The following is a 20,860-nucleotide window of genomic DNA, read 5'->3' on the forward strand; positions in this document are numbered from 1 at the left end:
ACCTACTGCGGTGCAAAACCCGCGCGGCAATAACTAACCTGGAGGAACTTAAGTCCGAAGTAAGCAGAACTTTGAGGTTATGCCTCAAGGGACTGTCTAGGGGCGTCTTGACAGCGCCTTTGCGAGTCCATTTTGGGCTGCGTAAGAATCCCCTGGGTGGGAGTGTCAAAGAAGAGATCCCTTCCACCACCGCCCCAGGGATCTCCCTTTCTCCAGCTTGTTGGGGAAAATCCCTGGCTCCAGCCCTCTCCACTTAGCTCCCAAACACGCTGACAATGCGGCGCATGGCTTCTTCCACGTTGGCGCGGCTGTTAAAAGCCGACAGGCGCAGATAGCCCTCGCCGGCGCTGCCAAAGCCCGATCCGGGAGTTCCCACCACATGGCAGGTGTGCAGCAGCTTGTCGAAAAACTCCCAACTGCTCAGTCCTTCCGGGGCTTTTACCCAAACATAGGGAGCGTTGACGCCGCCGTAGGCTTGGAGGCCGGCTTTGGCCAACTGCTCACGAATGATGCGGGCATTCTCCAGGTAAAACTGCACCAGAGCCCGCACCTGCGCCTGCCCCTCCTCAGAGTAGACAGCCTCGGCCCCTCGCTGCACAATGTAGGCCACACCGTTGAACTTGGTGGACTGGCGGCGATACCACAGGCTCCACAGATCCACCCAGGAGCCATCGGCAGCTTGGCCTCGCAGCGACTTGGGCACCACGGTAAAGGCGCAGCGGGTGCCGGTAAAGCCAGCCGTTTTGGAGAAGGAGCGGAACTCGATGGCACATTCCCTGGCCCCTGGGATCTCGTAGATGGAGTGCGGGATCCCGGGCTCGGTAATGTAGGCCTCGTAGGCAGCATCGAAGAGGATGAGCGAGTTGTAGGCGCGGGCATAGTCCACCCAGGCCTGCAGATGCTCCCGCGTGGCGACTGCACCAGTGGGGTTGTTGGGAAAGCAGAGGTAGATGACGTCCACCTTTTGCTCGGGCAGGCTGGCGGTGAAGTGGTTTTCTGCCGTCAGCGGCAGATAGACCAGGCCCTCGTATTCGCCCCGCTCGTTGGCCGGCCCCGTATGGCCGGCCATCACATTGGTGTCTACATAAACCGGGTAGACGGGATCCGTGATGGCAATGGTGTTGTCGTGGCCGAGAATATCCAGGATGTTGCCGCAGTCGCACTTGGAGCCGTCGGAGATGAAGATCTCAGAGGCGTCGATGTCGCAGCCGCGGGCCTGGAAATCGTGGCGGGCAATGGCCTGGCGCAGCCACTCGTAGCCCTGTTCCGGCCCATAGCCGCGGAAGGTGGCCCGCTCCCCCATCTCCTCCACGGCCCGGATCATGGCTGTTCGGCAGGCTTCCGGCAGCGGCTCGGTGACATCGCCAATGCCCATCTTGATGATCTGAGCTTCGGGATGGGCGGCGGCAAAGGCCTGCACCCGCCGGGCAATCTCGGGAAAGAGATAGCCAGCCTTCAGCTTGAGGAAGTGGTCGTTGATCCTGGCCATAGGAGTTCAGCGCTGCTGAGCAAAAAGGAGCGTCGGCCCTTTAGTGTAGCCGAAGCCGGCCCCAACCCGCCCTCCCGACTGCAGGGCAGAGCCAGCCCTAGCGCCCCAGGCTATCCAGGCTGAAGGCGCCCACCGGCGAGGTTAGGTGAAACTCTCCCCGCTCTTGGGTCAGGCCCACCGGGCGGCTGGGAAAGGCCACCAGGATCCCTTCCAGGCGCAGGGACTCTGCCAGCGGATCGTAGGCCAGGCGCAGCTCGAAATCCCGCAGGTCGCGGCGCACCTCAATGCGGCGGATCCCTGCCTCCGTCAGGCCCAGGCGGAGCCGCCAGTGGTTTTGCCACTGCGTGCCGAGGGTGGCATCTAACTCCAGTCCATAGGTAGAGATCTGACCTAGCCGCGGATCGTAAACCGCCTGCAGCGCGTAGCTGATCCCTGGTTCATACACCTCCAGGCCAGAGCGTTGATCCCGGTTAAATGTGGTGCTGCTGCGTCCCCGATATTCCAGACGAACGGGTTGGAGCTGTCCCTGGTTCAGGTCGTAGGCCGTCTGCAACTGAATGTTGAACAGATCAGGGGTGGTGCTCCAGGTGAAGTTGGCGTTGAGGGTATCCCACTTCTGGGTGATGAAGTCGTAGCCAAGGCTGGTGTCCAGGCGCACCAGGTTTTTCACCTCTGCCTGCAGCTCCTGCAGGTTACGGGAGGCAATCGCTTCCAAGTCCTCCGGCGTGTCGTCGGGAAAAGTCAGGGCTATGGGCAGCTCGCCGGGCAGGTCATCTTCAAAGGCAAGGTAGCCGGGAGGCACGTTGGGCAGGAAGTCGCGCGGCGTAAAGAAGCTGATGCTGGCGTTGAGGCGATCCACATCCTTGGGGCTGGCGGAAAGGGTTTGAAAGGGCACAGAGTTGTTGCCGTAGAAGGTGCGGCTGTAGCGCAGGTCGATGGTGTTCCAGTCGGCAGGCTTGAGGCTGAGGCGGGGGTTGAGGCTGACGGTGGATTCCTGGTCGGGGGTTGAGTACAGGACTTGGGTGTAGTCGATCGAGCCGGGCATGAAGGTGATCCAGGGAGCCGGTTGAATGTCGTTGAATTGAAGGCTGGAGCGCAGCTCGTAACGATTGAAAAAGTTAAGGCCGGATCCCACTTCTCGATCCGGCTGTTGCTCTTGGGTCAGGGTGAGGGCGCTGCTGAGGGAGATATCGGGAGTGATGCGGAGGAGATCGGGATTGAAGGCCAGCTCGAAGTTGCGGCGCGGCTCGGTGTCGCCGTTGGAGCTGCTGTAGGCGCGGTAGGCCAGGCGATAGGTGCCGCCCCAGCCGGGTGGGGTGAGTTGGGCACCCAGCGTCAGCCGCGCGTCGGCAAAGTCTGGCCCATCCTTGACGCTCACCCGCTGGTTGTAGTCCAGCCGCAGATCCGATTGCAGCCAAGGCATGCCCCCATAGCGCTGGAGGTGGCTGAGGGTGAGGGGAAAGCTATAGGTGCCGTTCTCCTGGGATCCGGTGCGGCTGATGTTGAGGGTGGTGGTGGAGAGATCCCCCTGAAAGGTGGTGTTGAGGCGCAGGTCGGCGTTGTCGTTGCGCCCGCCGGCAGGGCGGTAGGTGTTGTCCAGGTTGAGGTTGAGCTGGCCCCACAGTTGGCCTTCTTGGCCGAGGATGTTGGCGGCGTAGAAGTCGAAGTTGTGGTCGAGGCGGAGGCGGCTGGAAAAGCGCCGCTGGTCGGCCTCGGTTACCAGGTAAAACTGGGCCCGCCCGTAGTTGACGCTGTCGGGGATGGGGAGGATGTAGTCGTGCAGAAAGCCGATGCCCAGGCCTTTCTTCTGCAGGACATCTAGCCGCAGGCCGCCGAAGTTGTATTCGTCGAAGCGGTAGGCCCAACTGGACTTGACAAACACCCCTTCCGCCTCGCTGCGTCCCGGCAGCACCCACTGGTGATCCCGCAGGCTGTAGATAAAAAGGGGCAAGTAGGCAACCTGCAGTCCCGCCCGCAGATCGCCCTCTGGGGTGAGCTCGCCGCCGGCAAAGACGCGGGCGTCGTAAACGATGACCCGGTTATCGGGAAACACTTCCACCCGATCCCCTTGTACGTAGTGGGTAATGGGCGGCTCCGGCGAGGTGGTGACGGTGGCCCTCTCGAAAAAGATCTGATCCCCCAACAGGGCGGTGGTCTCTTGGCTGCGCACAAAAACCTTGGTGCCCGGCTCCTCCCCCGGCAAGATCACCAGCGAGCTTTCAAATTGAGCGCTGCGACCGGGGATGTCCAGATCCAGGTTGCGCCCCTCAATTTGCCGGATGCCGCGCCCCTGGGGTCCAGGGGGCTGTTCCATCCGGAAGGGGCCGTCGCTGCGCAGGCGCCGTTCCCGTCGGTAAAACAACAGCCGCTCGCCGCTGATGCGGGTGCCGTCGGCCAACTGGATCTGGGCGTTCCCCTCGGCAATGCCCAGGTCTTGCTCGGCAAGGTAGCTGAGCACATCCCCACTGACGTTGATCTGAGCCGGGTCGAGGGGGATCTGGGCGGTGGCGGTGGCCGCCAGCTGCTGGCGAATCTGGGATCCCTGGCTGGCAGGCGGAGCGGCTTCTGGGCCGGTGGCGGGATCGCCCAGATCTCGCAACAGGGGGAACCGCTCCAACAACTGAGGAGCAAGGAGGGATCCGGCAGTGGGGGTGAATGCCTCAGTTCCGGTTTGAGCTGCCCTCTGAGTGCCGGTGGAAGAAGGGGCGCCGCCCCAATTCCAGTTCCCGCCGGCTTGCGGGATCCAGGTCGGGACTTGCTGCGCCACCGCTTCCGAACCAGGCCTCTCTTGCCCTTGAGCAGCGGCCAGGCTCTCGACGGTGGACCCTGGGGGGGGAACAGGCAAGCGCCTCGCTTCGTTGGGGTGCTGCCCAGGTTGCTCTTCTACCTGCAAGCCAGCAGCTTGGGAAGTTGCAGGCTGGGAGGAGCGAAGGGAGTCCAGAGTAGGAACAGCTGCCGTGGGCGTTGTCGATGAAGCAGACCGGGAGGACGGTGTTGCCTGAGCTTGGGCCTGCTGCGCCTGCCGCCGTGCATGGGCCGCCGCCCCTTCGGCCAAGAGCGGCTGCAGCCGCTGCCGGTTTAGCTCTTCCGGTGTGAGCGCTTTTTCGGGAGGGGATCCTTCAACAGGGGCCGAGGCGGGAAGAGGGGGAACGGAGGGAGCCGCTGTTGCTGCCAGGCGCGAGGAGGATTGGGCCTCGGCCAAGGTGATGGGATCCCCCAACAGGCTGGCGCCGGTGGGAGCAACCGGCTCTGAGCCAGGATCGCGGCTCCGCTGGGCCGCCCAAAAGCGCTGATAGCCCTCCAGATTGGTGGGCAGGGGATCCAACTGGGCAAAGACGGCCTCCCCCATCCCCAACCACAAGGAGCTGCCCCAGCACAGGGCCAACCATTTTGCCCAAGGGCTGAAGCCCTGCGGGAAGTTGCCGGATCTCACCGTAAAAACCGCCACAGTAGAGAGAAGCCCACCCCACCGAAAATCATATTCGGCAACCAGGCGGCCAGCCAGGGATCGATATGCTCAACTCGGCCCATGGCGCGTCCCAGGCTCATCAGTACATAGTAAATAAACACCAGGACAATCGCCAGCGCCACACTGCCGTAGCGGCCGGTCTGGCGCACCGTCTGCAGGCCCAAGGGCGCAGCCACCAAAATGGCAAAAAAGCTGGCCAAGGGAATGGCGAACTTGAGGTGGTACTCCGTCAGGCAGCGGGCCACATCAGCAGAAGGACGTTGCTCCGCTCGATATCGCTGGCACTGCTCCCACAGCTCTGCCGCCCGTTGCTCCTGGGGCACCTTCTCGGCGTACACCAGGCCCACCAACTTGTTGACGATGTTCAGCTCCATCTCCGCCACCTGGCCCTCGTAGTAGGTGCGCCCCCGCTCGTCGTAGCGACGGATCACCACGTCTTGCAGGTGCCAGGCTTGGCCCACCTGCTGCGCCGTTTGGGCCGAGATCACCTGTGGGTAGCGCAGGTGGCCGGTCTCGGCCTTGCGATCCAAAATCAGCAGATCGCGCATCCAGCCGGTCTTCGGGTCGATGGATCCCACATGAAACCAGAGGTCGTCGTCCACCCGCACAATTTCCTCCGAGTCAAACGGAAGGGCATCCTGGGCCAGGATGAGGTTGGTGTTCAGGGTTTTCACCTTTTGGTTGGTCTCTGGCACGATCACCTCGTTGGTCAACAGCGCCAGGCCGCTGACCAGCAGGCCGATGCAGAGCACCGGAATCAACACCTTGCGGTAGGGGATCCCGGCGGCCCACAGGGCGGTGATCTCGCTGTCAGCTCCCATCCTGCCCAGAGTAAGTAGGGTGGCAAAGAGGCCGGCAATGGGGAAGGTGACCACCAAAATGGCGGGCAAGTTGAGGAGGAGAATGTGCAAAATTGTCAGGGGAGGGGCGCCTTTTTTCACCAGCAAATCGGCGTAGATAAAAAGCTGGTTGCCCAGCATCATCACCGTGCCCCCCGCCACCCCCAAAAAGAAGGGGCGGATCATCTCTTTGCAGAGATAAAACTCCAAAAAAAAGCCCCCCAACTTCAGGGATCCCCAAAAGCTCCCCGTCTGGGCAGAAGTTCGGCGCCGTTGACCCTTGGCCAGTGGGATGGTCATGTGGCTCTGTTACCTCAGGTGCACAAGCTCAGCCAGCTCTAGAGATCCAGACGACCCCCAGCTCCGCTGGGATCCCGTCAGAGGGCGTCGGTGATGCGGAATTGAAACATCCCCTGCTGCTGCTCGTCCCCTTCCACGGTGTACTCATCCCGCTCCAAGTTCAGGGTGACCAGCCTGCCGCTGAGGCGGTTGGCGCCCCGGCACATCTGATCCAGAGCATCGCGACCGGGCAGCGGTGCAGTGCTCTCGCGGGGAATCGGATTGAGCTCGCCGCGATCGCAGAGGAGGACGGGAGCCTGGTCGGCGGTGATCCTGAAAATCTGCCCTTGGTCGGAGTACTCGGCGCGATCCCCTTCGATGGCGCGGTTGGCCTGCACGATAACCACATTGCCGAAGAAGCGGGCATCGCCGCTGGCCTGATCGATCTCCACCCGGTCGGCGTAGATCACCGTCGGCTGGTCCACATCGGCCTGGGTCTGGGGGTTTTGCAGACGCCGCGCCAGCCAGTCCCCCTCGATCTGCTCGATCACCACCTCTCCCCGCAGCTCCACCTTCTCAGGGGTAATGGTGGCCTGGTTGGCCTTGGCCTTGCGCCCCCGCTGGATGAACTCGACGGCCTCGCTAAACTCCGAGGTGCCGGTACGAGAGTTGTAAACCAGGCGGGCGGCCCGCACTTCCGTTTCGGCTTGGCGCAGCTCCTCCGTCAGGGATCCGCCGCCAGGAGCTGGGGTAGAGGTGGCCATCTGCCGGTAGAGGACGTTTTCTTCAAAAAAGAAGATCTTGTCGCGGTGGTTGCCCTCCAAGCGGGCGGAGGTGAGCACCCGCCCAGGCTCGCGCAGGGTAACCCCCCCCGTCAGCAGGCTTTGGGATTCGCGGCGGCGGTAGGTGCCCTGGGCCGACTGGATGATGGTTTCCCCCTGGCGGATTTCCAGGTTGCCTTCCCCGCGAGCAATTTGCGTGTTGCGGTCGTAGGTGAGGCGGTCGGCGACGATGGTGACCTCCTGATCCTGCTGGGCTGGGGTCGCCTGGGGATCAGCCTGGGCCAAGCGCAGATCCGCCAAGAGGGGATCCCGGCTGCCGACATCGGCCACCTCCTGCAACACCACGCCGCCGGAGAGAATGCTCTGGGCCTGTCGGCGCAGGTAGGTGCCCTGAGGGGCGCGAATCTCGAGGCCGCCTTCGCGAATGCGCAGGTTCCCTTTCCCTTCGGCCACCTGGTTGGCCCGGTCGTAGGTGAGCTGGTCAGCGGTGATGATGGTAGAAGTGGGATCCGCCCCAGCGCTGGTCGGGTCGCTCATGGGCGCGGCTGCTGGGCGTGAGGACTCCGAATCCAAGGGCAACACCGTTAGCTTGCCCTGCTGGGCGCTGAGGAGGGCAAATTGGAAGTTAAACCAGCCGGAGCGGCCCTCTAGGATCATTTCTTGCCCTTTGAGGGTGAAGGCCTCCGGCACCTCGATGCGCTCTTCGGGGGTGATTCGCAGAGCACGGGTCAGAAGCAGGCTGCCATCCTCGCTTCTCACCTCCACCCCCTCATCCAGATACAACGCGTCGGCGGTGGCGTCGTAGCGGGCACGCTTGGCCTGCCAAATCATCCGCTCGCTGCTGGCAAAAAAGGGATCCGGCACCTCTTCTTGGCGGTCGGCGCCATCTCCGTAGAAGTAGCCGTGCGCCCCCTGCTCAAACACCTGTTGCCCAGCTCTTAGCTCCACCTGGTCGGCGATGAGACGCCAACGCCGCTGGCCCCCTCGACGACCCAAGATATCTACCCTGCGGCTGACGGAAAGGGGCTGATCCGGGGGAAGGGGCTCCACCTTTACCTCTTCGATGTCGATGGACAAGGCCCAGGCAACCAGAGCAGCCAAGAGGCCGGTTCCCAAGAGCGCCACCCCCAGGTTGGAATTGAAAAATCGCCGCATCCTGTTCTCGCCGCTGCCTTACGTTGATCCCTAACCCATGAGCCCCAGCGGGGCCAACACCCAAGCCGGCACACTAGGCTGTAGCTTATCGCAATTTGCGGGCCGCCTCGGCGGGATCCCGATCACCTCTAGGGTTCTGGCTTATCCCAGACGGCTGAGGATAAAGCCCAGCCCCAGAAACAGCCCCAGCCAAAAGTGGAGGCCGACGGCGATGAACTTAGAATGGCTGATCCGCTGCGGCTGGTCGTGATAGGCCCCCAGCAGGCGGGATAGCCGCACCGCAAAGGGGATCCCGGCAAAACCCAGCAACGTCCAAGCCGGAAAAGCCCCCAGCCCGACAAACAGCAGCAGCAGGCCAAAAATGCTGCCGCAGATCCAGGGGATGAGACGGGCGGAGCGCCGAGTGCCCAGGCGGGCCACCGGCGAGCGCTTGCCGGCAGCCAGATCGTCCTCCACCTGATGGAAATGGGAGCAAAACAAAATTAAGCTGGTGACCATCCCCACCACCAGTGAGGCCGCCAGGGCTGGCAGCGACCAGCTTTGGCTTTGGCTGTAGTGGGCGGCCAAAACCGCCAGCGGCCCGAAGCTCAAAAAACAGAGGAGCTCCCCCAGGCCGTAGTAGCCCAGGCGCAGGGGCGGCCCCTGGTAGGCGTAGCCCAGCCCGCAGGCCAGCAGCACCAATAGCAGCACCGTCGGATCCGATTGCCGCCAGCTCAGCCACAGGATCCCCGCCAGCCCCAAAGCCAAAAAGGCGTTGCCCACCCAAAACACCTGAACCGGCCTGCCCGTCAAGCTGACCAGCGAGTGGAGCTTGTTTTTGTCCACCCCCGTCTGGGCATCAAACACGTCGTTGCTGATGTTGACCCAAGCCAAAAGACAGATGGCGGCCCCCAGAAACACCGCCAAAACCCCCACATCCATCGCCCCTGACTGGGCGTAGGCGATGGCGGATCCCACCCAGATGGGCATGATCGCCACGCTGTACATGGGGGGCTTAAGGGCGGCCATCCACAACTGTCGCCGAGAGCGGCCCTCCCAAGTGCCCTTTTCCGCAAGCTGTACTGGGCTGGCCTTTGGACTCCTGCGCGTTCTCTTTGACGGTTCCGGCTGTGCGAGCATGTTGGATCTAGCTCTCTCTGGGTTCTGTGTTTGCTCTGTATTTGTTAGGTTAGGGGGCTTCTGTTCCCATCCCCAAGGATGCTAAGAAACCTTGCAATCCGTAAAGAAACGCCTGGGATCCGGCGCTGGCGAGCCTGAGCTGCCGGCTGCCCCCCTAATCTCATATCCTGAAACGCCTTTCTGCAGCTTCCCTTGCCGGTTGAGATGACGGTTGTCCTGTTTTCGGCCAAGGTAGGATCGTTCTCTTTTGCTTGCGCATGACTTCTTCTCTTTTCCCCTGGAAGGGTGGGTCCGGACGCACGAAATGGCCCAGAGCCTGGCCGCCCATTCACGCCTCTGCTGGGCCAGCAGAGGTGGAACACGCCTGGGATCCCCTGCTAGCGACCTGCCAAGAGATGGCGCGAGCGCGGGGGATCCCCCAGATTCTCAGCCTATCGCAGCCCATCTCAGGGCTAGATCCGCTGGCAGTGCTGACCCGGCAGTTGGGCTCGCTCCCCCCCAACCGCTCCTCTAGCTATTGCTATCTCTCCCACCAGGCGCAAGGGGAAAGGGTGCGGGTGCTGGGGTGGGGATCCCTGCGGCAGCTCGACCTTTCAGGAGAGGGGAGATTTCAGGCGGCACGGGCCTTTGTGCAAGCCCTACAGCCCCATGTCCACACCGCTCCTGGCAACCTAGAGTCCCCAAGCAGCCGTCAGGAGCGCCCTTTGTGCTTCTGCCGTTTTGGCTTTGCCCCCAGGAGCGGCGGGGGGGCAGCACTGGTCCTGCCGCGCTGGCAACTGTTGCAGGTGGGGGGGGAGCTGACGGTGGCGCGGCTTAACCTAGAAGTCGGCCCCGAAAGCGACCCGGCGGCCTTGGCTGGTCAGATTGCCGCTTTTTTTGCCCGCATGCAGCGTCTTTCCCAGGCTCCCTTGCCCGGTTGGGAGCTGCAGCCCCCTCTACCGGTAGCGGTAGCGGAAACACCTCTCTTGGCTCGCATTCAAAAAGCCCTGCAAGCGATTCAGGCGGGATCCCTGGAAAAAGTGGTGCTGGCAGAGGCTGTGGATCTGGCGTTGCCCTCCCCTCCCCCGATCCCTTCGCTGCTGGCCTATCTGGAGGCCCATCACCCCGATTGCAGCGTCTTCGCCTTTGCCCTGGAAAGCCAGAGGGATTTTCCTCCCCAGATCTTCTTGGGAGCCAGCCCAGAACGGCTACTGTCGGTGTGGCAGGGCCGGGTGCAGATCGATGCGCTGGCCGGCTCCGTCGCCCGCGGCGCCAACGGCCACCAGGATCGCATGTTGGCCGAGCAACTGCTCCGCAGCCCCAAAGACCGCCGCGAACACCAGTGGGTGGTGCGCTCGATCCAAGAGGCTCTGGGCCGGCTGGGGATGGAGCCCCGGATCTCCCCTCAGCCACGGCTGCGCCGTTTGGCCAACATCCAGCATCTGCAAACGGTGATCGAGGCCGAACTCCCTACGGAGGTGCATCTGTTCGACCTGTTGGCCCAGCTCCACCCCACCGCAGCGGTGGGAGGCTATCCGCAGCAGGCGGCGCTGCAGTGGCTGGAGCAGTGGGAGCCCTTTGACCGCTCGAGCTATGCCGCCCCGCTGGGCTGGGTGGACTTGCAGGGCAATGGCGAGTTGGTGGTTGGGATCCGCTCGGCTTTGATCGCGGGGAAGCGGGCCCGCCTGTATGCCGGCGCCGGCATCGTGGCCGATTCCAACCCCGCCCAGGAGCTGGCCGAGATCCGCCTCAAGTTGCATTCTCTGGCCCAGGCGCTGGCCTTGCAGCCCTTGCCCGACTAGATCCTCTCGATCCGGCAGGGGAGAGAGCTGCTCCAACTGCTTCGCAAACGGTTACAGTTAAGAAGCTGGCCCTTCCGTTGGCCTCGACTGCTCGGCAGCATGGTGACCCTGAATCCCACCCATTCCTCTCGTACGGCCGGATCCCGCGCGCAAGTGGGGCTCTGGCCCGGCCTGATCCAGCACTACCGGGACTGGCTCCCCGTCAGCTCCAGCACCCCCGTAGTGACGCTGCATGAGGGCAATACTCCTTTGATCCCCTCTCCCGCGCTGAGCCAACGGCTGGGGCGAGACTGCCAGGTTTACCTGAAGCTGGAGGGCCTCAACCCCACCGGCAGCTTCAAGGATCGGGGCATGACCATGGCAGTGTCCAAAGCCAAAGAGGCGGGGGCAGAGGCCATCATCTGTGCCAGCACCGGCAATACCTCGGCAGCAGCCGCTGCCTATGCGGCCAAAGGGGGCCTGCGGGCCTACGTGCTGATCCCAGATGGCTACGTGGCCAAGGGCAAGCTGGCCCAGACCCTGATGTACGGGGCCGAGATCATCGCCATCCAGGGCAACTTCGACCAGGCGCTGGCTATGGTGCGGCAACTGGCGGAAGCCTACCCGGTAGCACTGGTCAATTCTGTCAACCGCTTTCGGCTGGAGGGGCAGAAAACTGCCGCCTTCGAGGTGGTGGATGCCTTGGGGGATGCCCCCGATTGGCTCTGTATTCCGGTGGGCAACGCCGGCAACATCACCGCCTATTGGATGGGCTTTTGCCACTACTACCAGCGAGGCAAGGCTAGCCGCCGCCCGCGTCTCTACGGCTTTGAGGCTGCCGGCGCCGCTCCCATCGTTCTGGGCCGGGTGGTGGAACACCCGGAAACGGTGGCTACGGCCATCCGCATCGGCAACCCTGCCAGTTGGGTGAAGGCCAAGGCGGCAGTCCAGGCCAGCGGTGGCCGGGTGGATAGTGTAACCGACGAGGAGATCCTGGCCGCCTATCGTCTGCTGGCGGCGGAGGAAGGGATCTTCTGCGAGCCGGCCAGTGCCGCTGCAGTGGCTGGATTGCTGAAATGGCGGGATCAGGTGCCTGCCGGCGCCCAGGTGGTGTGCGTGCTCACCGGCAACGGCCTTAAGGATCCCGACACGGCCGCCCAACAGGGATCCGCCGCCATCCACACAGGAGTAGCCCCCGATTTGGCTGCTGTAGCCCGCCTGATGGGCTTTTAGCGCCGCTGGTCGTGGTTGTGCCACCTGGTAGTACCCCTGGATAAATGGGGTGCTGGCTCAAGTTGGCGACGAAGCCGAGAGGCGTCTCCTTCTCAGGTGGGCTACCTGGTAATTGCCGCCAGCGCCCGTAGAGGAGCCTTGGCTGAATTGGGAAGAGCTAGAGGACTTTTGGCAGTTGGTGGACAAGCTGCAACTGCCTGCGGAAGTGGTGAGACAGGTTTCTCAAGAAGTGGCAGCCGAGCTGGGGGATCCCGGCGTTCCCCCCCTGGAAGTCCTGGTGCAGGGGTTTACTCGTCACTGCGGCTAGAAGGCTGCGCGGGCGACTGATAGTTGCGGATGGCTCGCCTGACCAAAGTGAGAAAGGCATAGGCCCGTTGATCGTTGGGATCCAAGCGCATCACGGTTTGAAAAGCCGCTTCGGCCTGCCGCAGGACCTCGAGATCGAGTTGTCCATCCACCTCTGCTTCCAGTTGAGCCTTTTGCAACAGCAAGGCTCCCCGGTTGTAGTGGGCTGCAACATGGGTGGGATCTGCCGCCAACACGGCCTCCAGCTCGGCCAGTGCCGGATCCAGATAGCCACTCATGCCCAGCACCCAGGCCAGCTTGTAGCGAGCTTCGGTGTGCGCGGGATCCTCGGCAACTGCCCGGCGAAAGGCCTGGATGGCAGCCGGAAAATCGCCTGCCTGAACCGCCGCAATGCCTTCTTGGTAACTGTCGCCGGCCATAGGCAAGGTTGGGCTCGAGTCGAGGGATCCCCAATCTGCAGCTTAGCCCTTTCCAGACAGGATCTCCCAGTTTTCTCAGCGCCTTTTCCCCCCTGGGCCTGCCATCTGCGGCAGGGGAAACTGCATCAGCAGGAGATCTGAGACTGCGCGAAGCCTGCTCCGGTCGAACTCTGCCCCTTCCTAGGATGAACATAGCCACTGATTGTCAGGTGTGAACTATGAACGCCAAACTGGTCTTCCTGCCGCTGGCTTTGGGGCTGTCGATGGCTCCGGCCACCGCCGTTTTCCCGCAGACCCTGGGCCTCTACCCCCCGCTGCAAAGGCTAAAACTGGCCGACAATCGGCTGGAAACCGGCACCCGCTCCATCATCGTCAACCCAGTGCCTTCCAACTTGCAGGTCAACCTGGAGCTGGATCGGCGCGGCTCTAACCCCATCTACCGGCCCGGCGAGCCGATTGCCATTACCGTGAGCACCAATCGCGACGCTTACGTCTACCTCTTCAGCATCCAAGCCGATGGCCGCACCCATTTGATTTTGCCCAACCGCTTCTCGGGTGGAAACGAGTTTTTGCGGGCCGGCGAAGCGCGCACCTTCCCGCCCCCTGGCGCCCGCTACCGCCTGACCATCGCCCCGCCCTTTGGCCAAGCCCAAGTATTGGCGGTGGCCTCCCTCCGTCCCCTCAACTTCCAGGAGATTGCCTCTTTTGAGCAGGGTGGCTCCTTTGCCAATGTACGGGTACGGGGATCCCAACTGGGCGATGCCATCGCCCGCGCCATCGTCGTCGAGGAGATCCCTGCCACCGAGTGGGTGACCACCACTCGCTTCTATCGGGTTGCACCGTGGTGACCCCGGCAATGGAGATCCCAGACCCGCCCTAATCCCAGAGTCTGGAACCGACAGCCAAGCAGGCTTGTCTTGCCGCTGCCGGCCTAGACCGAGCCGAAGCTGAGGCCTAGGAGAAGAACAGCCGCCAAGCTCACCACCAGCATTAGACCAGCAGGCAGAAATTGGCCGGTTTTGCGGTAGCGCAGGGCAAAGAGAAGGGATCCCAGCACCGCCGTCCCCAAGCCCAGACCCAGCCCCCAGCGGGGATCTGTTCCCAGTAGCCCGTAGCTGACGCCGCTGAGGGCGGCCCCCACCAGGCCGCTAATTAACGACTTGGAGCTTCTGCCTTTCACATAGCCGACGACCCCGCCTAGCAAAAGCAGCGCTCCATAGACGAGCAAAGTCATCTGTGCGGCCATCATGGCTGGGAAAAACCCCCCTAGCTCGGTCTAGTCGACAACAATTTCACGAATCAAGGGCAGGCGGATGCTGATGTAGCGGTTGAGAATTGAGGCATCGACGTTGCTGAGGGCATGTTTTTTTTGGCAAGCACTCAGAAGCAGATTCACCAAGTCATCGTCGCGCTGATTGAGCCAATCTGGCCTGCCGATCTCGCTGACCAAAGACCAGAACTGGCGTACCATTTCAGGGGTCATGGCATCCATTGTGTAGGGTAAGGGCTGAACTGCGAAAGTGCAAGAGAAAGAGGGGTCTAGGCCATCGATCCCATTCTAGGGAAAACGCCCTGTCCATGAAGGCAACATTTCAGCTCCGTCACAACTTAGGATAAGATGTCATGCTTTCCCATAAACCTCAGCAAACCCCAACCAACCCTGCTTCAGAAGGCTCTGAACCAGAAGCTTCCAGCGCTAATAAAATAAAGCAATAATGACTCTTGCCCAATCTCGACATCGGCATCAAAAGGCTTACAGGCAGACCGGCCAAAACTTCTCAGGGAAGGCGCAGAAGCTTGGCAGGCCTGGACGCTAGTGCAGGGCGTACTGCAACCCATAGGCTCCTTCTTCTCCTGGTTTGTGGGTGTTGGCCCGGAGGGTGTAGGTGCCGCTGCGAGGCAAAAAGGCAATTATCAGGGCATCGCTGCCGCCGCCTTGGTCGTCATCCCAAGCCATCACCTCTCCCTCCGGGTCCAACAGTTGCAAAAAGGCATCGAAATCAGAGCTGGCCATCGAAGCGAGTAGGATCTGGCCGGCCCGGGCAGCGATGGGGTGTTCTTCCATCCAACTGCCGTCTTCAGGGTGTTGGGCGGATCCCTTCTGCAGACGGCCCGACACCGTTTGCTGCCAATCGACCTGGGCCAGCCGGTAGGTCAGCCGGTAGGTGCCAGTGGATGCCGGCTTGAAGCTTGTGGCCCGCAAGGTGTAGGTGCCTTCCTGCAGCAGCCGCACCGCCAAGAGGGCATTAACATCTGGGCCGGAGTCGTCGTCAAAGCCGATTACCCGCCCTTGGCCGTCCACCAGCTCCAGGTAAGGGTCAAAGTCTTCGCTCTCCAGGGCGGCGATCAGGATCTGGCCCGCCTCGGCGGCCACAGGGATCCCATCCCAGTAGCTGCCGTACTGGGGGCTGACCTCGTCCCCCCCTTCAAGAGTTCCTGTCAGGGTTTGGCTGCCTCTCCACAGGGGAGAGGGAGTCAAGGCGGCTCCCACTTGTGTGCTCCCCTCTCCCACGGGGTTCAACAGCCGACAGCCGCTGGCCAACCCCAAAGCCACCCAAGCAAGGGCCAAACGGGATCCCCAACCGAGGAAAAACCCAGAACTAGAACATAAGCTCGACATCCAATCGACGAGGATCCGTCTAGAGGGAATGGAGACCACAGACTCAATTCTACTCCTTGGGCGGAGCCCGGCCAGGGACGGCAATTTACAGAGCATCCCAAGCTTGCAAGACGGCCTCTAGGGCCAACCGCCCGTGGCTGAGATGGGTCCCCCCCTGTAAGTAGACGATGTAGGGCTCGCGCATTGGCCCATCGGCGGAGAGCTCGGCGCTGCTGCCGGCAACAAAAGTGCCCGCCGCCATCACCACCGGGTCGGCATAGCCGGGCATCACTTCTGGGATCGGGGTGAGGTAGGAATCCACTGGCGAGCTGCTTTGGATAGCGCGGCAAAAGGCCTGCAACTTCTGCGGGGATCCCAGTTGAATGGCCTGGATGATGTCGGTGCGGGACACCTGGGGTGACGGGGAAACAGGATAGCCCAGATCGTGGAACACCTGGGCGGCCAGATGGGCGATCTTGACCGCTTCGGCCACCATCTGTGGAGCCAAAAACAGCCCCTGGAACAGCAGGCGATTGAGATCGAAAGTTGCTCCCCCTTCCGAGCCGATCCCTGGCGCTGTCAGCCGGCAGGCAGCCTGCTCCACCAGCTCGGCCCGCCCCGCCACATAGCCCCCCGCCGGGGCCAGGGTGCCGCCTGGATTTTTGATTAGGGATCCAGCAATCAAATCTGCGCCCACGTGGGTGGGCTCTTGGGTTTCCACAAACTCGCCATAGCAGTTATCGACCAAGACCACCACCTCCGGGTTTTGTGCCTTGACGATCTGGATCATCTCGGCAATCTGGGCGATGGAAAAGCTGGGACGCCAGTCATAGCCACAGGAGCGCTGGATGTGAACCAGGCGGGTTTGCGGTTTGAGGGCCGTTTTCAGGGCCTGCCAATCGACATCTCCTTCCCGCAGATCCAACTGACGATAGGTAACGCCGAACTCCCGCAGGGATCCCCGCCCCGATCCCCGCAGGCCGATCACCTCCTCCAGAGTGTCGTAGGGGGGGCCGGTGATGGCCAACAGCTCATCCCCCGGCCGCAGCACGCCAAACAGGGCACAGGCAATGGCATGGGTGCCAGACACCATTTGCAGCCGCACCAGCGCCGCCTCACAGCCCATGATCTGGGCAAACACCCGATCCAAAACCTCTCGTCCCCGGTCGTCGTGACCATAGCCCGATACGCCGGCAAAGTGATGGGATCCCACCTGCTGGTCGCGGAAGGCCTGCAGCACCCGCGCCAGGTTCTCCCTAAGGACCCTATCTATCGCCTGAAACTGATCCTGCAAAGCTGCTTCTGCTTTGTCCAAAAGCTCCTTCGCTTTCCAAGAGATCTCTCTGACCACCGGGTCCACCCCACTTCTTCTAAGCAAACCGGCCTTCCGGCTAGCAGGTCGGCCACAGAGGCCAAAAACGGCTTTTCAGACCTGCTCTTGGTAACGATATTTCTACGGGATCCCTATCTTATAAAAAGCTTAACTTCAGTCAACATCTCTTCATTCTCCCTTTCAGTCTCTGTCTGAGCTGGAAAAAGCACCCTGGCTCACCAGGTTGTATAATGGCCACAAGTTCTGTAAGGAGAAAAGAGAAAAGATAGCAATAAACAATAAGGAGATGCTCGCCCTGAGAGCAGAGGTCGATTCAGCAAGTGCTGATTCTCTCTGTTGAATTTAAGTTTAGTAAAAGCATTTTCGGCAGAACCTATCTGTGTAAGTTCTGCCACTAAGTTTGCCCTTTTCGAGCAGTCTGGAGACCTTCTCCACTTGAATTTGGAGTTCCGAATTCAGGGAACCTCTCCTTGCCTGAGAAGTGGTGCTGGCTCCCAATCCCTTAAAAATGAAGACGGCCTAAATTTATTCTTAACCCCTGAACCAGATCCCTGGGGGAGATGTTAACTTAGACTTAACCCAAGAGGTTAGTGCCGATGCCAAAGCCGATCTTCATCTTCTGGCGTAGCCCTTTCTGCAAGTTGCCGGGCCGCGATCATGCCTGAGGTGGGGGCTGTTTCCTAGGGATCCTTTGCGAGGGTGAGGCGCTAACTTTAGGTGTAAACTGACACAACCGGGAGAGTACCCATGACTAAGCTTGTGATCCAAGGGAAAAACGTCGAGATTACCGACGCCATCCGCAGCTACGTTCAAGAAAAAATCGAGCGGGCTGTCAAACATTTTGCCCAGATCACCAGTGAAGTGGATGTCAATCTATCGGTAGCCCGTAACCCCCGCATCAGTGCCAACCAATCTGCCGAAGTTACCGTCTACGCCAACGGCACCGTCATCCGGGCGGAGGAAAGCAGCGAGAACCTCTACGCCAGCATTGACCGCGTTGCCGACAAGCTGGCCCGCAAGCTGCGCAAATATAAAGAACGCAACGGCGTTCACCGCATCCGCCATTCTCCCAAAACCTCGGTGGCAGTGGCCCAGCAGCCCCTCACCGATCCTCTGAATACAGAACGGCAAGCAGAGCTGCCCCCTGAGGTGGTGCGCACCAAGTATTTCGCCATGCCTCCCATGACAGTTCAGGAGGCGCTGCACCAGTTGGAGCTGGTGGATCATGATTTTTACGTGTTCCGCAACATCGAAAACGGCGAGATCAACGTCATCTATGTCCGCAAGCACGGCGGCTACGGGCTGATCCGCCCCCATCCCTAGAGGAGACCCTGCGGGCTTTCTTGTTTGCCTTAGGTCTCAGGGGCAGCGCCTGCTGGATCAGGTGGATGAGCTGCTTGAGATGGTGATGCAGCAGGAGATCCTGCCAGTTGCGAGGCGAGACCGATCCTTGGCTTGGCCAGCCCTAGGCAGCTTTGCCCTCCTCTTTAATTCCCGCCTTCTTCCAATCGTAAAAGCTGCCCTCACCCCCAGCCCCTCTCCCACAAGGGAGAGGGGAAAGTCAGGGATCGGCCAACTAGATGTTGGGGAGCCGTTTGCACCGTGGCTCCCCGACCAAGAGGGCCTCGAAGAAAAGAGAAGGGAGAGGGCTCTATTCTTCAGCGGCGGAGAGGCTCCCCAACGGCCAGCACCTGCTGCAGGAACTGATCCTGGTGCTGGCGCAAGACGCCCAGATCCGGGCCGTGGTTGAGTAAGACGAAACGGGTGCCATCCGGAAGCTGCCCCACCATCATCAGTCGGTTGGCGGCAGAGCCCACCTGGGCGATCGTGCCCGGGGGCAGAGCGCGGAGCTGCAAAGGGCTGTGGCCGACCCCGGCCACTGGCAGGACACGCCTGGGATCCCCGTCTGTGGCCTCAAGCAGATGTTCCCACAGATGGGCCAGGGCGCGGGGGGAGAGGTACAGCTCTTGCCCGCCTGGGCCAAGGCGAATTTCCAACTGGGCAGGGGCCAGTTTGGGATCCAGATGGGCAACCGGCTGAGCTACCAACCGCTGCTGCAGGTACTCCAGCAGGGCTGTTCTGCCTGCCAGCTCCGCCAACAGGGCTTCTGCCATGGCCCGATCGTTGCCGCCGTTGAGGATTTGTAGCAGGGATCCCAGGCGCAGCGAGGTGTAGCCGGCCAGGCAATGGATCTCCTCCGGCAGCTCCCTTAACGTTGACCCGGAGCCGCCGAGGGTCACAGGATAGGGCCCCTGGGGATCTCGGAGGAGCTCGGCAAGCCGGCGGGCGCTGGCCAGAGAGTCAGGCTGACCCAGCAAGCGGAAGGGGGGCACCACCTTCACCTCGCCGTCGATCTGGCGAATGCCGAGGTTGTGCAGGTGGCGGGCCAGCTCGGCCACATTGGCCTCCCGGAAATAGGGATCCCCGCCGCCCACCACGACCAAGTCTCCCGTCAAGCGCTGGCCGGAGCGGTGGCTGGTGGTGTAGAAGCGAGTTTGGAAGCGATACTCATAGCCCCACTTTTCCAGCGCCATCAGGCTGAGGGCCAATTGATCCAAAGCCCCCACCGGCAAAGGCCGATCCAGCAGGTGCTCCGCCAAGAGCTCGCCTTCGGCTGTCCAAAGCAGGATCCCCTGTTGAGAGAGCGCTCCCCCTTGGGCCGCCAATCCCTGCAAAAAACCGGACAAGGCCACGGCGTAGGGGGAATCCTGCCACTGCGACGATTGCCCACGGGGCCACCAGGGGGGAAGGCCGGGCGTGCCACTGGGGGAAGGCAGCGGCGGCGGCGGGGTGGGGATGGGGGGGAAGGGGTTTTGCGCCGCTGCTGTAACCTCAGCCTGGACACCCTGAGAGGGGGTTTCGGCACTGCTGCGGTTGTTCCAGCAGGCCCCCAGGGCCAGAGAACAAACCAACGGGATCCCTGCCCAGAGGAAACGGCGCTGGGAGCTCAACCCCTGTAGGATAGACAACATGCTCACCTCCCAAAAGACATTGGCAAAGAGAACGAGCTGGCAAAACTTGAAGCTACTCTAGTGCCATCTCAATGGCTCTGGCAAATTTTCCCCTTGCCCACTGCCCCTCTTTTGCCGAGGCGACCCCAGATGGGCAAATCGGCATTTTCTTCCTTCAGACAGAAGAGCGGGATCCCTGTCACGCCAAGCTTAATTTGGTTCCTAGCTGATGCTAATTGGCGGGAGATTCGCCCCTCGCCCAACCCTCCACTGTAACTTTTGTTGTAAAGCCTGTAACGCTTTTGTAACGGATGATGAGCTGCTTTTGGCCGCTCTTTATAGAAGGTTAGAATGGAAGAATTTAAGCTCTAAGCATTCTCAGCCACCCATGGGGAACCCTCAGCGATGGCTCAGTTGGAGAAACAAGCCTTCCTGGAGCGATGGCGCGAGATTCTGGCCCCTTATTCCCTAGGCTATCGCCTTCGGCTGTTGTCGCAATTGGTGCGGCGGAAATTTCAGGCCTACCTGGAGCCCTTCGGCCTGACCGCTTCCCACTGGGTGGTGCTTTGCTGCCTCTGGGAAGAAGACGGGATCCCCACCTCCACTATCTGCGAGCGCCTGCAGCAGTTGGGGGGTACCATGACCGGTGTCTTGGACGGCATGGAGAAACGGGAGTTGATCCGGCGGCAGCGGGATCCCAAGGATCGGCGGATCTGGCGGGTTTACCTCACCCCTGCCGGAGAGAAGTTGAAAGAAATTTTGCCCCCTCTCATTTGGGAGTTGCGGGAGCAGACCTACGGCTGTCTCAGCTTAGAAGAACGGGCAACCCTGTCGCGGCTGGTGGATCGGCTGATTGCCCACTTGTCGGAGGAGTCGGAGGCCGCGGTGGTGGCAGAGCCGCACCATCGCTTGTCCTATTGACACTGATACATTTACGCTGAACACTGCTGAGCATTACTGCTCAGCGGTGAAGCGATAGCATTCTGTCCGTTTCCGTTGTCACTACGCGATGCTGACGCGACCGCGCTACTCGGACGGAGTCCAAACAGAAAGGCGGTATCCCGCACAGCCCTGAGCATAACACCCAGAGCGCCTTGCCAATCTCGTGGTAGCCTATGGTTGCACTT

Annotated in this window: 17 protein-coding genes and 1 pseudogene; 6 read left to right on the top strand and 12 right to left on the bottom strand. The window is 61.6% G+C overall.

Translation table 11 applies throughout. The annotated features are described in order from the left end of the window. Positions 1-253: 253 nt before the first annotated feature. The 5 genes from SYN65AY6A5_RS13000 to menA all read right to left on the bottom strand — a co-directional run bounded on the left by SYN65AY6A5_RS13000 (position 254) and on the right by menA (position 9,021). Positions 254-1,489 carry an LL-diaminopimelate aminotransferase gene (locus SYN65AY6A5_RS13000; protein WP_099812825.1) on the bottom strand — a complete coding sequence of 412 codons (1,236 nt, stop codon included), beginning with the start codon at positions 1,487-1,489 and terminating at the stop codon, positions 254-256. 97 nt (positions 1,490-1,586) lie between these two features. After that, positions 1,587-4,838 (bottom strand): hypothetical protein, encoded by a 3,252-nt coding sequence (locus tag SYN65AY6A5_RS13005; RefSeq protein ID WP_240527817.1) that lies wholly within the window; start codon positions 4,836-4,838, stop codon positions 1,587-1,589. Positions 4,839-4,918: 80 nt separating this feature from the next. Then, on the bottom strand, positions 4,919-6,097 hold the full coding sequence (locus SYN65AY6A5_RS13010; protein WP_099884711.1) for an LptF/LptG family permease: 1,179 nt from the start codon (positions 6,095-6,097) through the stop codon (positions 4,919-4,921). Between the two features lie 77 nt (positions 6,098-6,174). Then, positions 6,175-8,013 carry an LptA/OstA family protein gene (locus tag SYN65AY6A5_RS13015; RefSeq protein WP_099884713.1) on the bottom strand — a complete coding sequence of 613 codons (1,839 nt, stop codon included), beginning with the start codon at positions 8,011-8,013 and terminating at the stop codon, positions 6,175-6,177. Between the two features lie 141 nt (positions 8,014-8,154). Then, positions 8,155-9,021: a 2-carboxy-1,4-naphthoquinone phytyltransferase gene (menA, locus tag SYN65AY6A5_RS13020; protein ID WP_041438574.1), complete on the bottom strand. Its 867-nt coding sequence runs from the start codon at positions 9,019-9,021 to the stop codon at positions 8,155-8,157. Positions 9,022-9,485: 464 nt separating this feature from the next. Here menA and SYN65AY6A5_RS13025 point away from each other — a divergent pair, with 464 nt between their 5' ends. From SYN65AY6A5_RS13025 to SYN65AY6A5_RS13035, 3 genes are all read left to right on the top strand, one after another. Further along, positions 9,486-10,913, top strand: coding sequence for an isochorismate synthase (locus SYN65AY6A5_RS13025; protein WP_240530367.1), 1,428 nt, complete (start codon positions 9,486-9,488; stop codon positions 10,911-10,913). A gap of 153 nt (positions 10,914-11,066) precedes the next feature. Continuing rightward, positions 11,067-12,125, top strand: a complete 1,059-nt coding sequence (gene thrC, locus SYN65AY6A5_RS13030; RefSeq protein WP_099813323.1) for a threonine synthase — start codon at positions 11,067-11,069, stop codon at positions 12,123-12,125. Between the two features lie 112 nt (positions 12,126-12,237). Continuing rightward, positions 12,238-12,432 carry a hypothetical protein gene (locus SYN65AY6A5_RS13035; RefSeq protein ID WP_011431248.1) on the top strand — a complete coding sequence of 65 codons (195 nt, stop codon included), beginning with the start codon at positions 12,238-12,240 and terminating at the stop codon, positions 12,430-12,432. Here SYN65AY6A5_RS13035 and SYN65AY6A5_RS13040 read toward each other — a convergent pair. Further along, positions 12,413-12,850 (bottom strand): tetratricopeptide repeat protein, encoded by a 438-nt coding sequence (locus tag SYN65AY6A5_RS13040; RefSeq protein ID WP_011431247.1) that lies wholly within the window; start codon positions 12,848-12,850, stop codon positions 12,413-12,415. The two genes, SYN65AY6A5_RS13035 and SYN65AY6A5_RS13040, sit on opposite strands and share 20 nt — an antisense overlap. A 218-nt stretch (positions 12,851-13,068) precedes the next feature. On the opposite strand from SYN65AY6A5_RS13040, the gene SYN65AY6A5_RS13045 reads away from it, so the two are divergent. Next, positions 13,069-13,698 (top strand): DUF4384 domain-containing protein, encoded by a 630-nt coding sequence (locus SYN65AY6A5_RS13045; protein ID WP_240531063.1) that lies wholly within the window; start codon positions 13,069-13,071, stop codon positions 13,696-13,698. An 83-nt stretch (positions 13,699-13,781) separates the two neighbouring features. Here SYN65AY6A5_RS13045 and SYN65AY6A5_RS13050 read toward each other — a convergent pair whose 3' ends face one another. The 4 genes from SYN65AY6A5_RS13050 to SYN65AY6A5_RS13065 all read right to left on the bottom strand — a co-directional run bounded on the left by SYN65AY6A5_RS13050 (position 13,782) and on the right by SYN65AY6A5_RS13065 (position 16,764). Further along, complete coding sequence (locus SYN65AY6A5_RS13050) at positions 13,782-14,099, bottom strand: TMEM14 family protein (protein WP_041438567.1); 318 nt, start codon at positions 14,097-14,099, stop codon at positions 13,782-13,784. A gap of 27 nt (positions 14,100-14,126) precedes the next feature. Next, complete coding sequence (locus tag SYN65AY6A5_RS13055) at positions 14,127-14,333, bottom strand: hypothetical protein (protein ID WP_071813530.1); 207 nt, start codon at positions 14,331-14,333, stop codon at positions 14,127-14,129. A gap of 330 nt (positions 14,334-14,663) precedes the next feature. Beyond that, the gene (locus SYN65AY6A5_RS13060) at positions 14,664-15,419 is read right to left on the bottom strand and encodes a hypothetical protein (RefSeq protein WP_099812830.1); all 756 of its coding nucleotides are present in this window, start codon (positions 15,417-15,419) and stop codon (positions 14,664-14,666) included. Between the two features lie 136 nt (positions 15,420-15,555). After that, complete coding sequence (locus SYN65AY6A5_RS13065; RefSeq protein ID WP_206336972.1) at positions 15,556-16,764, bottom strand: methionine gamma-lyase family protein; 1,209 nt, start codon at positions 16,762-16,764, stop codon at positions 15,556-15,558. Between the two features lie 765 nt (positions 16,765-17,529). On the opposite strand from SYN65AY6A5_RS13065, the gene raiA reads away from it, so the two are divergent. Then, positions 17,530-18,105 carry a ribosome-associated translation inhibitor RaiA gene (gene raiA / locus SYN65AY6A5_RS13070; RefSeq protein ID WP_011431240.1) on the top strand — a complete coding sequence of 192 codons (576 nt, stop codon included), beginning with the start codon at positions 17,530-17,532 and terminating at the stop codon, positions 18,103-18,105. A gap of 335 nt (positions 18,106-18,440) precedes the next feature. Here raiA and SYN65AY6A5_RS13075 read toward each other — a convergent pair whose 3' ends face one another. After that, positions 18,441-19,754 carry a D-alanyl-D-alanine carboxypeptidase gene (locus tag SYN65AY6A5_RS13075; protein ID WP_011431238.1) on the bottom strand — a complete coding sequence of 438 codons (1,314 nt, stop codon included), beginning with the start codon at positions 19,752-19,754 and terminating at the stop codon, positions 18,441-18,443. A 384-nt stretch (positions 19,755-20,138) separates the two neighbouring features. Between SYN65AY6A5_RS13075 and SYN65AY6A5_RS13080 the strand changes: the two genes are divergently transcribed. Beyond that, positions 20,139-20,654, top strand: coding sequence for a MarR family transcriptional regulator (locus SYN65AY6A5_RS13080; protein WP_099812831.1), 516 nt, complete (start codon positions 20,139-20,141; stop codon positions 20,652-20,654). Between the two features lie 11 nt (positions 20,655-20,665). Here SYN65AY6A5_RS13080 and SYN65AY6A5_RS14590 read toward each other — a convergent pair. Continuing rightward, positions 20,666-20,860 (bottom strand): annotated as a pseudogene (locus SYN65AY6A5_RS14590) (RNA-guided endonuclease TnpB family protein); the annotation flags it as partial.

The organism is Synechococcus sp. 65AY6A5 (genome assembly GCF_002760415.1).
GTDB lineage: Bacteria > Cyanobacteriota > Cyanobacteriia > Thermostichales > Thermostichaceae > Thermostichus.

Bases quoted from the DNA above. Each gene is read 5' to 3' on its own strand.
- menA (WP_041438574.1), bottom strand. From the start codon at position 9,021: ATGGCCGCCCTTAAGCCCCCCATGTACAGCGTGGCGATCATGCCCATC.
- SYN65AY6A5_RS13055 (WP_071813530.1), bottom strand. From the start codon at position 14,333: ATGACCCCTGAAATGGTACGCCAGTTCTGGTCTTTGGTCAGCGAGATC.
- SYN65AY6A5_RS13075 (WP_011431238.1), bottom strand. From the start codon at position 19,754: ATGTTGTCTATCCTACAGGGGTTGAGCTCCCAGCGCCGTTTCCTCTGG.
- SYN65AY6A5_RS13080 (WP_099812831.1), top strand. From the start codon at position 20,139: ATGGCTCAGTTGGAGAAACAAGCCTTCCTGGAGCGATGGCGCGAGATT.
- SYN65AY6A5_RS13015 (WP_099884713.1), bottom strand. From the start codon at position 8,013: ATGCGGCGATTTTTCAATTCCAACCTGGGGGTGGCGCTCTTGGGAACC.
- SYN65AY6A5_RS13045 (WP_240531063.1), top strand. From the start codon at position 13,069: ATGAACGCCAAACTGGTCTTCCTGCCGCTGGCTTTGGGGCTGTCGATG.
- raiA (WP_011431240.1), top strand. From the start codon at position 17,530: ATGACTAAGCTTGTGATCCAAGGGAAAAACGTCGAGATTACCGACGCC.
- SYN65AY6A5_RS13040 (WP_011431247.1), bottom strand. From the start codon at position 12,850: ATGGCCGGCGACAGTTACCAAGAAGGCATTGCGGCGGTTCAGGCAGGC.
- SYN65AY6A5_RS13010 (WP_099884711.1), bottom strand. From the start codon at position 6,097: ATGACCATCCCACTGGCCAAGGGTCAACGGCGCCGAACTTCTGCCCAG.
- SYN65AY6A5_RS13005 (WP_240527817.1), bottom strand. From the start codon at position 4,838: ATGGGGGAGGCCGTCTTTGCCCAGTTGGATCCCCTGCCCACCAATCTG.
- SYN65AY6A5_RS13000 (WP_099812825.1), bottom strand. From the start codon at position 1,489: ATGGCCAGGATCAACGACCACTTCCTCAAGCTGAAGGCTGGCTATCTC.
- SYN65AY6A5_RS13050 (WP_041438567.1), bottom strand. From the start codon at position 14,099: ATGATGGCCGCACAGATGACTTTGCTCGTCTATGGAGCGCTGCTTTTG.